Source organism: Rhizobium subbaraonis, from assembly GCF_900220975.1.
In the GTDB taxonomy this organism is placed as follows: domain Bacteria; phylum Pseudomonadota; class Alphaproteobacteria; order Rhizobiales; family Rhizobiaceae; genus Mycoplana; species Mycoplana subbaraonis.
Genome location: NZ_OBQD01000051.1, coordinates 1 through 12300, shown reverse-complemented (window position 1 = coordinate 12300; position 12300 = coordinate 1). Strand labels below are relative to the sequence as shown.

General features: G+C 59.2%; 13 protein-coding genes. 4 read left to right on the top strand and 9 right to left on the bottom strand.

Features of this window, described 5'->3' with window-relative positions:
* On the bottom strand, positions 1-2644 hold a 2644-nt coding region (traA, locus tag CRO48_RS30810), incomplete at its 3' end, for a Ti-type conjugative transfer relaxase TraA (RefSeq protein ID WP_097143454.1).
* Positions 2645-2908: 264 nt separating this feature from the next.
* On the opposite strand from traA, the gene CRO48_RS30805 reads away from it, so the two are divergent.
* The 4 genes from CRO48_RS30805 to CRO48_RS30790 are packed head-to-tail and all read left to right on the top strand — an operon-like array spanning position 2909 to position 6049.
* On the top strand, positions 2909-3712 hold the full coding sequence (locus CRO48_RS30805) for an NYN domain-containing protein (RefSeq protein ID WP_097143452.1): 804 nt from the start codon (positions 2909-2911) through the stop codon (positions 3710-3712).
* A gap of 11 nt (positions 3713-3723) precedes the next feature.
* The gene (locus CRO48_RS30800; protein ID WP_097143451.1) at positions 3724-4032 is read left to right on the top strand and encodes a mobilization protein; all 309 of its coding nucleotides are present in this window, start codon (positions 3724-3726) and stop codon (positions 4030-4032) included.
* Positions 4029-5693, top strand: a complete 1665-nt coding sequence (locus CRO48_RS30795) for a type IV secretory system conjugative DNA transfer family protein (protein WP_097143450.1) — start codon at positions 4029-4031, stop codon at positions 5691-5693. Before CRO48_RS30800 ends, CRO48_RS30795 begins: the two co-directional genes overlap by 4 nt.
* A gap of 29 nt (positions 5694-5722) precedes the next feature.
* Positions 5723-6049, top strand: coding sequence for a hypothetical protein (locus CRO48_RS30790; protein WP_245423726.1), 327 nt, complete (start codon positions 5723-5725; stop codon positions 6047-6049).
* A 125-nt stretch (positions 6050-6174) separates the two neighbouring features.
* Here CRO48_RS30790 and CRO48_RS30785 read toward each other — a convergent pair whose 3' ends face one another.
* The 8 genes from CRO48_RS30785 to CRO48_RS30755 form a co-directional block, all read right to left on the bottom strand.
* Positions 6175-6492: a helix-turn-helix domain-containing protein gene (locus CRO48_RS30785; RefSeq protein ID WP_097143449.1), complete on the bottom strand. Its 318-nt coding sequence runs from the start codon at positions 6490-6492 to the stop codon at positions 6175-6177.
* Positions 6485-6859 (bottom strand): type II toxin-antitoxin system RelE/ParE family toxin, encoded by a 375-nt coding sequence (locus CRO48_RS30780; RefSeq protein WP_097143448.1) that lies wholly within the window; start codon positions 6857-6859, stop codon positions 6485-6487. Before CRO48_RS30780 ends, CRO48_RS30785 begins: the two co-directional genes overlap by 8 nt.
* A gap of 52 nt (positions 6860-6911) precedes the next feature.
* The gene (locus CRO48_RS30775) at positions 6912-7238 is read right to left on the bottom strand and encodes a stability/partitioning determinant (protein WP_097143447.1); all 327 of its coding nucleotides are present in this window, start codon (positions 7236-7238) and stop codon (positions 6912-6914) included.
* Positions 7235-7906 carry a ParA family protein gene (locus tag CRO48_RS30770; RefSeq protein WP_097143446.1) on the bottom strand — a complete coding sequence of 224 codons (672 nt, stop codon included), beginning with the start codon at positions 7904-7906 and terminating at the stop codon, positions 7235-7237. Before CRO48_RS30770 ends, CRO48_RS30775 begins: the two co-directional genes overlap by 4 nt.
* Positions 7907-8186: 280 nt before the next feature.
* Positions 8187-8897: a replication protein A gene (locus CRO48_RS30765; protein ID WP_097143445.1), complete on the bottom strand. Its 711-nt coding sequence runs from the start codon at positions 8895-8897 to the stop codon at positions 8187-8189.
* 194 nt (positions 8898-9091) lie between these two features.
* Positions 9092-9334: a hypothetical protein gene (locus CRO48_RS31975; protein ID WP_136543779.1), complete on the bottom strand. Its 243-nt coding sequence runs from the start codon at positions 9332-9334 to the stop codon at positions 9092-9094.
* Between the two features lie 254 nt (positions 9335-9588).
* Positions 9589-11658 carry a ParB/RepB/Spo0J family partition protein gene (locus tag CRO48_RS30760; RefSeq protein ID WP_097143444.1) on the bottom strand — a complete coding sequence of 690 codons (2070 nt, stop codon included), beginning with the start codon at positions 11656-11658 and terminating at the stop codon, positions 9589-9591.
* 58 nt (positions 11659-11716) lie between these two features.
* Positions 11717-12190: a hypothetical protein gene (locus CRO48_RS30755; protein ID WP_245423725.1), complete on the bottom strand. Its 474-nt coding sequence runs from the start codon at positions 12188-12190 to the stop codon at positions 11717-11719.
* Positions 12191-12300 lie beyond the last annotated feature (110 nt).

The following is a 12300-nucleotide window of genomic DNA, read 5'->3' as shown; positions in this document are numbered from 1 at the left end:
CGGCCGGTAATTGATTGGAATAGTGGCCGGCTTCAAATCGGAACGGTGGCCGGTAATTAATCGGAATGCCGGCCGGCTTCAGACCGGAATCCGCACCTGAACGCGACAGATGGCTTTCGAGCTGCTGATACGCCAGTTCGTCACCTTCGACCACGCGCCACGAATTGCGCTCGGTTTGCGTGCCATCTGGAAGAGTGACAGGAGTGGCTCCCTCATGCTGCAGGCCGATCCGGTCCCCGATCTCGGGCGATGCCTCCTGCAAGGCGCGCTTGAGATCGACGCCCCAGACGGTGCGTTGCTCCCCCTTGTCGTTTTCGAGCGTCACGAAATAGCTCTCGCGCGCCTCCGGATTATGCTCATAGGGGGCGGCCCCATGCTCCACGAGACGGCCGGCATTGGTGAACTCATTCTGGGCGGCATACAGCTGAACGCTGTCGCGATGCCGGGTCATGGCGACATAGGTCAGATGCTGGTCCATGGTAGTGGACGCCAGCACAAAGGCGCGATCGACCGTCGCTCCCTGATTTTTATGAATGGTGGTCGCATAGCCATGGTCAACGGCCTGGTAAGAATTCATCGGCACATTGACGAGGTCGGCCGTTCCTTTCGACGCATGAGACCTCCCGTCGAGCCGCACCTGTATTGAATTCGGCTCGACGGTCTCCACCGTCCCGAGCATCCCGTTCTTCACATCGAGGTCGCGATTGTTCTCAAGGAACACGATCCGGTCGCCCGGCGCGAACTCGCGTTTTCCGTCATTGGTCTGGAAGGTCAGCGCGCCGGCGTCCTCGTCTCGGGCCAGCTCACCACGCTCTTTAAGACCGGAACGAATATCCTGATTGATCGCCCGCACGTCGGCACGGCGATGCGCCATGGCAACCCGGGTGCCATCTGGGCGCTCCTCTCGATCGGCAAGATAGTCCTGCACGATTGCCGCCCGTGCCTCGTCGCCGGTCTCGCTGAAACTGATGTTTCCGTTACCCCGATAGGCGGCCAAACCCTCGGCCGTCCGATGCGTGGCGAACGCAACCGACGCCTCCCGCTGCCAGCCGTCGCGCTGCCGGCGGATTTCCGATAGTTCGACATGGCCGAGACGTTCGGCAAGAATGCGGAAGGGTGCGCCGGCCGAGATTGCCTGAAGCTGCTGATGGTCCCCGACAAGCACGATCTTTGCGCCACGCTGCTCGACCTCCCCAATGAAGCCGGCGAGCTGCCGGCTCCCGACCATGCCCACCTCGTCGATGACAAATACATCGCCGCGGCCGATCGTGCGGCGGTCGTTTTCCCAACCGCGGGACCATGACGCCAGAGTGCGGCTCGCGATACCGGAACTTTCTTCCAGCCCTTCGGCCGCCTTCCCGGCCAGCGCCGCACCATGAACCTTGTAACCCTGCGCCTCCCATGCCTCACGGGCGGCGGCAAGCATAGTGGATTTGCCAGCGCCAGCGAAGCCGACGACAGCGGCGATGCGCTCCAGCCCGGTGACATATTCGATTGCCTGGCGCTGCTCGTCCGAAAGCCGCGCCGAAACATCGCCAGAACTTTTTTGAATCGCCTCGTCCTGCCGCCCGATCGCACGGGCGACATGCCGCCGATCGACGCCATGGCTTTGCGACTGATGCAAGCGCTCGGCCGCCGACATCATACTGCTTTCGGTCTCGCAAATTTCCCGCGTCGAATAGCGCGCCTTCAAAACTTCGCCGGTTTCCGCGTCCATGCGCTCGGCCTGAAGCTGCACCAAAGCCGGCGAGGCCATGACGGAAGCAAAGGCATTCTGATACGCCTGGGCGTCATCGTTGATGTAGCGATGCAGCGTCCGCGCAATGTCGTGCCGATCGAACACGCTCTTCTCGGCTGTGATCAGCGTCAAAACCTGCTCGGGCTTTTCCCGGATCAGCTCGGCGTTGCGCTGCGCCGCCTCTTCGTCCAGTCGCGCCCGCTCGACCTCCATCCCCTGCCGCTGCATCTGCGAGGCATGAACGCCCATGTGCTCGGTCGGTGCGATCTCAAGTCCGCGCTCGGAATACGAACGATGGTCGATGCGAATATCCAGTCCCTCACGCATCATCTGCGTATTGGCAATATGCTCCCACGACTCGCGGATGTCGCGAAGCTGCATGTCGGTGGTGGCGATACCGTTCGCCAGCAGCCAGGCATTCTTTCGCTCAAGATTGGTCTTGTCGCCCAATCCCTCTTCCGAGACCGCTCGCGTCGTCATCATCACATGCGCATGGTGATTGCGAATGTCGCCCTGCCCATGCGGCGCATGGATCGCGAAATCCACCGCCGCGCCATAGCGGTTCGCCAAATCCTGGGCGAAGGTTTGTGTCGCCTTCAACCGCCCTTCCGCCGAAAGCTCATGCGGAAGCGCAATCTCGAACTCGCGGGCGACACGGGCATCCTTGCGATTTTCAGCACGCTCGGCCGTATTCCACAAAGCCGAACGATCCAGAGCCCAATCGGCCGAAACCCCTTCGGGAAGAACGATCTCCGTATGCTCCACGCCCTCCTTCCGGGTGAAGTCATGCACAAGCCCATCGCGCTCATTGGTAAGGCGAACGGCGCAACGATAAGCGGCAGACGCCACAGCGCTACGGCCGGATGCTCGCGAGATAGGCTTTGCGCTGAGATGGTAGATCGCCAAACGACATCCTCGAATTCCAAAAGAGGATACAGAGCACTGACTTGCGCAGCAAGTCGTAAGTGCGCCCTTAGTGACCTGCATCGCTTCGCTCAATCGGCCACGGTGTCGACACCTGTTGCGCTACATATGGACAATAATGGTGGTCGAAATTCGCGTCTGCGGCATCATAGCTGTGCGAGAAAATGCTACCACAGGACGATAAACTATTGCGAAACAGTCATGTTTGATTAGGCTGTAGGCCAACAAAACGGACGGGAGGAAGGAATGGCTAATGATACTGCAGGGACACTCGCCTTACTGATTGACGGGGACAACGCCTCTCCAAAGATCGTCACTGGTCTGCTTGCCGAGATCGCCAACTATGGGGTCGCCAGCGTCAAGCGCATTTACGGCGACTGGACAGGTCCAAACCTCAAAGGCTGGAAAGAGTGCCTTCTTGAGCACTCCATTCAACCTGTCCAGCAGTTCGCCTATACCACTGGGAAGAACGCGACAGACGGCGCGATGATCATCGACGCCATGGACCTGCTCTACACAGGCCGCTTCTCCGGCTTTTGTATCGTTTCAAGCGACAGCGACTTTGCCAGACTTGCGGCGCGGCTCCGAGAACAGGGCGTGACGGTCTACGGCTTTGGAGAGCGCAAGACGCCTCGCCCTTTCATCACAGCATGCGACAAGTTCGTTTATTTCGATGTACTGAACGCCACAGCGCCAGAGCAGGAAGCGCCGGCTTTTACCGTAGAGCGGAAAGCGCGTCAGCCTGTTGTGACGACAGAAGTTACAACGCCCGCCGCCAAACCTGCGCCGATGAAACCGGCACTCGATAAAGTCGCGCTCGAAATGCTCGCGAAGGCCGTGACCGCTTCCGCTGAGGAAGATGGCCGCGCCAATCTCGCGCGTGTCGGCGGCCATCTTGCGAAACAGGCTCCGGATTTCGACGCCCGCAATTATGGTTTCGCGCGCCTCTCCGAGCTGGTCGAGGCCTCCGGCCTCGTGGACATTGAGCGCACCGGCGATCATCCGAAAATCATCATGGTCAAGCTCAAGGCCGCTCCCGCAACGAAGTGAAAGGATAAACCGTGGCAAGGAAGTCCATCGAACAGCGCCTGGCTGAGCTGGATGCGCAACGCTCGGCGCTGAAAGCCCGGCTCTCGAAACAGGATCGCGCCAACGACACACGCCGCAAGGTACTACTCGGCGCTCTTGTGCTTCATCGTCTCGAAAACAACAACGATCCGGAATTCACCAAGCGCCTCGGTGACTGGTTGCGCCGCGAGCTGCCCGGCTTCCTCACCCGTGACAATGACAAGGCGCTCTTTGCCGATCTGCTCGGGACCGCGCCAGCCGGCACGACAGAGAACAGCAGCAGCACGGAGGCCGCCTCATGAGCCGGGCAACGCTTGCATGGGCCGCCTTCAAGAATATGTTGCGTGCCGCTGCCCGTGATCCGCTATGGGCATTTGTCTCTCTGCTGACGGCTCCCTTCAGAATCTGGAAGCCGCTGCTTGGCGTTCTCTTCCTCCTCGTCATGGCGCTGTTCGTCGTCGGCTTCGGCGGCCGCTTCGCGCTTCAGCAAATGGGCTTCGGCGTCGGGAGCATTCCATTTCTCGCGCTCGATCTCGTGACGCTACTGGTCCTCGTCTGGATCGTTTTCCGCGTCATCACCAATCCGCTGATTATCCACTTCGGGGATATGGCCGACGATACCCATGGCTCGGCGCGCTTCGCCACAAACAAGGAAGTCGCTCCCCTCACCCGCTCCAATTCCGGCTTGCTGATCGGCCGCGATCCGAAGTCAAAAAGCCTCATGCGATATGACGGGTCGGCACATCTTCTCACCATGGCCCCGACGCGCACCGGCAAGGGTGTCGGAACCATCATCCCGAATTTGCTGACCGCGGACCGCTCCGTGATCTGCATCGACCCCAAGGGAGAGAATGCAAAAATAGCTGGCCGTGCGCGGGAAAAATTCGGGCCGGTCCATGTCCTCGACCCCTTCAGCGTCACCGGCATGCGATCGGCCGCGTTCAATCCTCTCGACACGCTCGATCCTGCCAGCCTCGATGTCGCCGAAGACGCCAGCACCCTCGCCGACGCCCTCGTGTTCGATGAACCGGGCATGGCGGGTGAAGCTCATTGGAACGAGGAAGCCAAGGCCCTCATTGCCGGGCTGCTGCTCAAGATCGTCGCCGTCGAATCTCCAGGCAGGCGTCATCTCGGCACGCTGCGTGAATATCTCACGGTCTCTCCGGAGACATTTGCCGCCTTGCTCAAGCGTATGCAGGATTCCGACGAGGCAGGCGGCTTGATCGCCAGAGCCGCAAACCGCCACCTGGGCAAGTCCGATCGCGAGGCCGCCGGTGTGCTGTCAGCCGCGCAGCGCCATACCCATTTCCTCGACAGCCCGCGCATGACAACGGCGCTAAGCAGGTCGGATTTCCGCTTTGCCGAGCTCAAGCACGGCAACATGACGGTGTTCCTTGTCCTGCCGCCCGATCGTCTGTCCACCTATTCACGCTGGCTGCGCCTGCTCGTCAGCCAAAGCCTGCTCGACATGGCCCGCGATCCGGCAAAACCGGCCGTGCCGGTCCTCTATCTGCTTGATGAATTCGCCTCCCTCGGCCACCTGGCTCCCGTCGAACGCGCTATGGGCTTGATGGCGGGTTACGGGGTCCAGCTCTGGCCGATCCTGCAAGATGTCCACCAGCTGCGCGCCACCTACGGGCAGCGCGCCGGCACCTTCCTCTCAAACGCCGGCGTGCTTCAGGTCTTCGGCGTCAACGATCACGACAGCGCCCGCCTCGTCTCCGATCTGCTCGGACAGGAAACCGTCGTGTTCCAGACCATGGCCCGCGCCCTTGATAGCGAGAAATCCGGGATCTCCTACAGCCAGCAACATACCGCCCGGTCACTGCTCACGCCCGACGAGGTGCGCAATCTGCCAGCCCACGGACAATTGTTGTTTCTCGCGGGACAGCGGCCGATCATCGCTGGAAAGCTCGCCTATTATGTAGATCCTGAGTTCAATGGAGCGTTTGATCCGGCATGAGTGACGATGGAGTTAAGGAAGCTGAGGCCATGTTCAAAACGCTGGAATGGACTTTCGGCATGATTGCGCAGAGTGGTCCGGAAAAGCGCCAATATATGGCCGATGCCTACCGCGAAGCACAGGAGCTGATCGCCAACATTCCGAAAGAGAATGGTGATGCTCGTCCTCGTATCCTTGCGTGCTTCGCGCGCTCGGATGCTTATAGAGCCGTAGAGGATGATGCTTGTGTGGGCTGGGTGCTATCTGCAATTCAGGAAAGGGTGAATGAGCAGAATTTACCTAATTGGCGAAAGTTTCGGAAAGTCGTGAAAATGGCGGTCAGCATGCTCTCTGCATCAAAGCCGACAGTACATTGAAGAACCAGAATACGGTCCCGGCGTTTTAGCGCCGGGGCATTGTCATGAACAGCCCTACGGCTCTCTACAGCCCAATTTGGATAAGAGCGTTCACCTCCGGGCTCGGTGCGGCAGCCGCCGCACAATCAGGCAATCGCCTGTAAGCCCTTGTTGCGGACAACCGTCAACAAGCGGAGCGCCGGGCCGCTCGGCCTCTTAACACCACGCTCCCAATCCGAAACCAGCCCCTTGCTGACGTTGAGATAGCGGGCAAAAACAGGCTGTGAAATACTTTCGCGCTCACGGATCGTGCGAATTTCTTCCGGAGTCAGGGGGGCCACGGTTGTCAGGCAGCCTTCATCAAATTCGCGCATCGTCTTTTTGTCGATCGCTCCGGACTCGTAGAAACCTTCCATCATCTCGTGGACGGCTGCCAATGCCTCACTTTTGTAGGTCTTACTCATCGCATTTCACCTCTAACATACGCCCCGCAGCGATTTCCGCGTCCATCTGTTCATCTGTAAATCCTAGAACCAGCTTCGCGGCCTTTTTCAGATAAGCCTCATCGGCATCATCAAGATTGGCCATGTCGCTCTTGGCAAAGCCAAATGCAAAAACAGCCCTCTGCTGCGTTCGGAAGAAAACCAACGTCCGGAATCCACCAGACTTTCCCGCACCAGGCCGGGCAAGCCTCTGCTTGATGAGACCAGACCCCAGATCGGCATCGATCTGACCGCGTTCGGCGCGCGCAACAGCCTCACAAAGCATGGCGTCGGAGATTTTCTCCTTTCGAGCAAATTTCTGAAACCAGCCGTTTTTGAAAACTCTCACGCCGTTTCCTTACCCACAAGTATATAACGCTGAGCGTTACCCTTCAAGAGCTTCATTCCGCCTCTCTTTTGAGAGCTTCAACTGCTCGCTCAATGGTTTCTGCCAGCGTGATCTCGTGCTGATCCGCATAGTTGTAAATCGCTTCGATAGTTTCCGCGCGAAGGCGAGTCGCGAATTGCTCTGTACGTCCCGTTTTCCGACGCGTTCTGCGCAGGGTCCGAATGGAAGGGGCGGCTTCAGAAATGGAAGCCTTGGGTGTTTCTCTAAACCCCGCGGCTCTGGTCGCGGCCTTAACGGCATTGTTATCGACTGGCGGCGCTGGCGTGTTGTCCAGATCCCCGAAATCGAGGGTCGCGCGCTTCTTATCGTCAGTGCTCATGCTCCCTCTCCTCTCAAAGCGTTGATAACAGCCTGGGCAAAATCACGGCTATTTTCCTTGGCACTCTGCAATCCCGAAACGTCGGACGCTTCCAAATCTTGAAGTATTCCACCGAGAGAAAACAGTGCACGGTAAGCGGCGCGATCGACCAGAGTTGCAGGCAAGACCGGTATTGCCGCGTCGGAAAACTGTCGATCGATGTCGCGAGCGGTCCGCTCGCGAATAGCTGGCGGGACGCGTGTAAAGAACACCCTGTAAGGAATATCGCGGTTGGCGACCTTCCGCATCTGGTGAACCAGCTTTACGGACTTAGCGGCCTCCGATGCATCGAGCACAGAGCTTTGGAGCGGGATTAAAACGAGATCCGAGCGGGCAATCGCAAAACCAATTCGGTCGGTCGCCGTGCCTTCCAGGTCGACGATGACAAAATCAGCATTTGCCCGAGCCTCTTCAATGGTATCGATGATGGTCTCAGCGGAATCATCGATCATAAGCCGCACGGTGTTTGGCGTGCTCCTCAGGCGCGCCCAGGCTTCAAGCGGGCGGTTGGGGTCGGCGTCGATCAGGACCACCTTGCGGCCGGCCGCAGCGAACTCGCCGGCGAGCACGACGGCAGACGTTGTTTTGCCGACCCCGCCTTTGCTCGACACGAATGAAATGACTGGCATCACGCATCTCCAAATCTGCTAATTAGCTGAAAGCTAGCCGCTTTGTATTTATAAACAATTTACATGCAGCTTACTATCAGACAATAAAAAGCTAGAAGCTTACAAGCTGCTAAATTATTTTGCACCCAATTTTTCCTCCTCTCTTTTTCAAAAGCCATAGAACATTGGCTGCAGGTGCGAAGCTGCGTTGTTTGATGCTGCAGGTGCCGAGCCGGCCCGCAATAAGCGCGGGCCGGAACCGTCGCAGGACCTCGCAGGAGGTCCGGACGGCGACGTCCGCTTATTCTTTTCTATTATTTATAGAACCAGACAAGGATTCAGTCTGTCTGACGGACTCACGTAGATTGATTGCCTTTCCAAGGCGAGCAAGCGCCTGGCCCAACGGATTATCGCCAACATCGAACAGGGTTCGGGCTTCAATATCGAGCGATACCCGATGCGCCTCGATGTCAGCGGCGCGTTCTGCTTCGGCCTGAACATGATCGTCTGGAAGCGGAGGGGCCACACCCCAACGTCCGAGGAGCTGCCGCGCACGATCTGGCAGGGACATGCGATAGGCATTGCTGGTTTGCTGGACCTGGGGGCCGCGCCCCTCGTTGCCTGTCGGCTGATAGCGCCGCAGCCAGTCGAGGAAGCCATGGGCACGCAGGTTCTTCAACGCCCTCACGATCGCGTCACGCGAGCGCCTGAGCTTCAGCATGAGCGTGTCGATCGACGGCTCCAGCCGACCGGTACGGAAATCAACGAGATTGGCAAACAGCTCCAGCAGCTCGATCGCCACGCCTCCCAAGGGTCCATTGCGAGCACCAGGTTGCCGGCCTGCCAATTCATAGCGTCGTGCCGCCAGCACGATCGTGCGCACGTCCTGTCGGTTGGTCCGTCGCCAGAAGACACCCTCGCATCGGCCGCGCGCACGGCTCTGCCGCCGAACGGGTGTGCGTTCCCGCTCGGCTGGTGCTCTTTCGAGCACCGCCCCAATCTGTTCAAACATGGTCTTTTCCGCCTCCTTTTTCAGGCGGGCACGACTGTGGACAGCGGACAAAGATTCATCGTTCCGACAAGAGACACCTCTTGCAGGTTCTTGAACACTCGACTATCTTGAGGACTAGATTGAGAGGCCTCAAAAGCCGATGTCGTAACTGACCGAAAACCCCTAGCCGTTACCAGCGGCGAGGGGTTTTTTCGTTATGCCCTCATTTCATTTTCGACAAACGCCTTTAAAGCTAATTCAAACACCTGAGCCCGCGATGCCAGCCCGCGTTCTGCCTTGATCTTATCAAGACAGTCCACCAAGTCTGCAGGAAGATCGGTGTTGACATAGATCCGCCCCGCATCACGCAAACGCTGGCGATGGGCCGCCACTTTTTCTCTGACTGGTTTCGCTGTGCTCATCGTTACAAGAAACTGCGATTCGGACTGATTCTGCAAGGTGCAAATCTGCAGTGGTGGCCTTTAGCAGTCGCTCACTCAAAAAGGGAAGAGTGGGGGAGAGTTTGAGAGGCGGGGCGCGGGCGCCTCTCAACTGGTTTGGGCCGGGTCGATCCCGGCTTGAACCAGCTCACGCGACCCATATTTTGCTTATAAACAGATTATAATCTGCTATCTTTTTTCTTGCAGAAACCCGACGCAAGCGCCGGGTTCCATTCTTTTTTGAGACAAATGGGCTACGTTCCGGCTTATGACTACCCAGCAGCCATAGCCTGCTGGCCGTCCTGGTTCTGCTGTTCATCATCAACGTTCGAGCGCAGCGGGCCGGGGAGCCATGCCTTTCCGGCAAGGGCCTTTTCCGCCAGCGCCACGGCCTCGGCTTTCGGGGCCTTGGCCGCCGCCTTGATCGCGGCTTTCCCGCAATCGGCATCCTCCATGACTTCGGCAATCTGAGCTTTGGACAGCCGGGACAGGAACGGAGCCTGTGCCTCCCAATGGCTGTTCATGTCGAGTTTCAGGGCAGCGGCCAGTTGATCGGCATGGGCGAGGCGGTCGCGGTCGTGATCGTGCTTGGCCTCGACGGCATTGATATTGGCGGCGGTGACGACGGCCAGAAGTTCCAGAAGCTCATGCGGTGGCTGTTCCAGCAGCCATTCCCACAGGTCACCGGGATCGCCGGGGAGCTTGTAGCCCCATGTCTCGTGAATGCGGGTCCATTCGGTCAGCGCCGCGCTCGCCTCCGGCTCCTTGATCGACGGGGCCAGATCCTTGAACTGGCCGGTGATCTCAATGGCTGCACCAACTCGCCAATAGCCGTTCCCGGTCAGGAAGGTTTTCAGGACCAAGGGGTAGAGCATGACGGCAAGGGCGAGGTTCGGGCGCGTCACCAGCTCGTTGCGCATGGCGGCGGTGCGGATCGCGGTCAACTCCTCAATGAGCGCCGCCGAATAGGTCACTGCCTGCTCTGCCTCGCCATCGTCATCACCATGACCAGCGGTAAGGACATGGATGTTCCCGGCGCTGGCGGCTTCGCCGCTCTCTGTGACCTCCTCGGCCTGCTCTGCGGACTGCGGATTACGCAAGCAACGCAGCGCCGCCAGATCGTCAGGCCGGACAAGCCCCTGCTCGATCCGCAGGGTTCCACCATTGCCAATGGTTACGATGCATCCGGCCAGCGCCTTTTCCCCGGTATCGTAGACCTTGGCAGCGCTGCGGATTGCGTCCATGCGGCTTTCAATCTCCGCAAGCTCGGCCTCGTCGGCATCAATTGCCGGATCGCCTTCGGCATAGTCCTCGATGCGGCCCACAATCTCATCGAAACGCTCGGCCAAGGTGGAAAGCTCGGGCTGTTCGACCTTGGTCGGAACGTTGTCCTTGGGGAAGATACGGGCGAAGCCGCCATTGTGGATGGCTGAAGCCTCGAGTCCTGCATCCACCCATTTCCACCCCTTGATTTTGAGGGTATCGGCCTCCTGTTCAAGCTGTCTGTTCGCTAGCGTCACCAAAAGAGCGCGATCCGTCAGGAACGTGGTGTCGGCCTCGGCAAACAGATCGCGCATGATCGCACCGCCGGCGGCCTCGTAAGCCTCGATCCCGACGAACAAGGCGAGCTTGTCGGTGCTGCGGACATGATCGCGGGTCAGCATGGCACGGAGTGAATAGGGGTCGCGGTTCCATGATTGCGTTTCGAACCATGCCCGATCCTGCGCGGCGTGGTCGTCACTGATCGCCAGCGCCTTGGCCTGATCGATGCGGATTTTATCCTCGCGCAGCTCATCGAGGATGCGCGGGGAGAGATTGGCGAGCTTGAGCCTCTGGCGCACGGTGGCGACGGATTGGCCGAACCGGGCGGCAATGCTTTCCGGGGTCATGCCGTCCTCGACAAGCTGGCGATAGGCCAGAATCTCATCCACTATGTGCATGGCCTCGCGCTGCGTGTTCTCGGCAAGGGAAATCTCGGTGTCGCTGTCGTCACCGGAACGAATGTTGCAGGTGATGAGCGTGCTCTTGTCCAGTCGGCCTTCCTTGACCAGAAGGGTGAGGGCGGCAAGGCGGCGCGAACCGGCGACGACCTCGTATTTGTTGCCGCGCTTCGCCTTCCGGACAGTGAGGTTCTGGATCAGGCCATGCGCCTCGATGCTGTCAGCCAGTTCCCCAACATTGACGGCGGCATTGAAGCGCCGAACGTTGGCAGGGCTTGGAACAAGGCGGGAAAGCGGAATTTCCTTGGCGTCCGATGACAGATAGGTGATGCCGGGGGCGTTGTCCTCGATCTCGGCGGCGACGGCTTCAACGGCGGTTTCGGATACAGTGATAGCGTTCATGGGAGTGGTCCTCATGTTGATGTAATCGGAAAATGTCAGTGGGGGAGGGGAGCGGCCGTCAGGCGTAGCCGGTCCAGTTGATGGGGCGTCCATCCCAGAGGAAGGCAGTTCGCACATTGTCGATGCGCACGGATTTGGAGCGTCCGTTGACACGGCGACGCATGGGCTTGCCGGTGAAGGCGTCGAGGTGGGGAACGACCTTGCCGGTCATCCACGGCTCATCGCCCTTGTCGGCGGAAATCTGGCTGACGGCGCAAACCTCAACCATGTGAGCGCCGATGATCTTGGTCACCTGATAGAAGTCGATATTGGTCTGCTCGTAGCCCCATGAGGCGTAGAGAACGTGGCCGACTTCGAAACCATGGGGCTTCTTGCGCTCGTCGCGGCGTTCCTGTTTCCATTCGGCCCAGCGCCGCCGCCCTTCGAAATGCTCCCTGATCTTGCGTTCGCGGGCCTCGGCGCTGGCAAAGCTGTGGTGCCAATCGGGCTTTGCGGCCTTGCCGTGGAAGGCGATGGCGGCGGGTCTGCCCATGGCGCTGGGGTATATGGGGCTCCGTGGGCATTTCTACATTAATACACGCTAAGGGAATTTGAAGTTGTTTGGATTGAAGCGGTTAGCCCGGATTGGCCTGAAGCGTTCGA

Excerpts from the sequence above, each read along its gene's own strand:
- CRO48_RS30805 (WP_097143452.1), top strand. The coding sequence starts at position 2,909 with ATGGCTAATGATACTGCAGGGACACTCGCCTTACTGATTGACGGGGAC.
- CRO48_RS30795 (WP_097143450.1), top strand. The coding sequence starts at position 4,029 with ATGAGCCGGGCAACGCTTGCATGGGCCGCCTTCAAGAATATGTTGCGT.
- CRO48_RS30790 (WP_245423726.1), top strand. The coding sequence starts at position 5,723 with ATGTTCAAAACGCTGGAATGGACTTTCGGCATGATTGCGCAGAGTGGT.
- CRO48_RS30785 (WP_097143449.1), bottom strand. The coding sequence starts at position 6,492 with ATGAGTAAGACCTACAAAAGTGAGGCATTGGCAGCCGTCCACGAGATG.
- CRO48_RS30775 (WP_097143447.1), bottom strand. The coding sequence starts at position 7,238 with ATGAGCACTGACGATAAGAAGCGCGCGACCCTCGATTTCGGGGATCTG.
- CRO48_RS30770 (WP_097143446.1), bottom strand. The coding sequence starts at position 7,906 with ATGCCAGTCATTTCATTCGTGTCGAGCAAAGGCGGGGTCGGCAAAACA.
- CRO48_RS30765 (WP_097143445.1), bottom strand. The coding sequence starts at position 8,897 with ATGTTTGAACAGATTGGGGCGGTGCTCGAAAGAGCACCAGCCGAGCGG.
- CRO48_RS30760 (WP_097143444.1), bottom strand. The coding sequence starts at position 11,658 with ATGAACGCTATCACTGTATCCGAAACCGCCGTTGAAGCCGTCGCCGCC.
- CRO48_RS30755 (WP_245423725.1), bottom strand. The coding sequence starts at position 12,190 with ATGGGCAGACCCGCCGCCATCGCCTTCCACGGCAAGGCCGCAAAGCCC.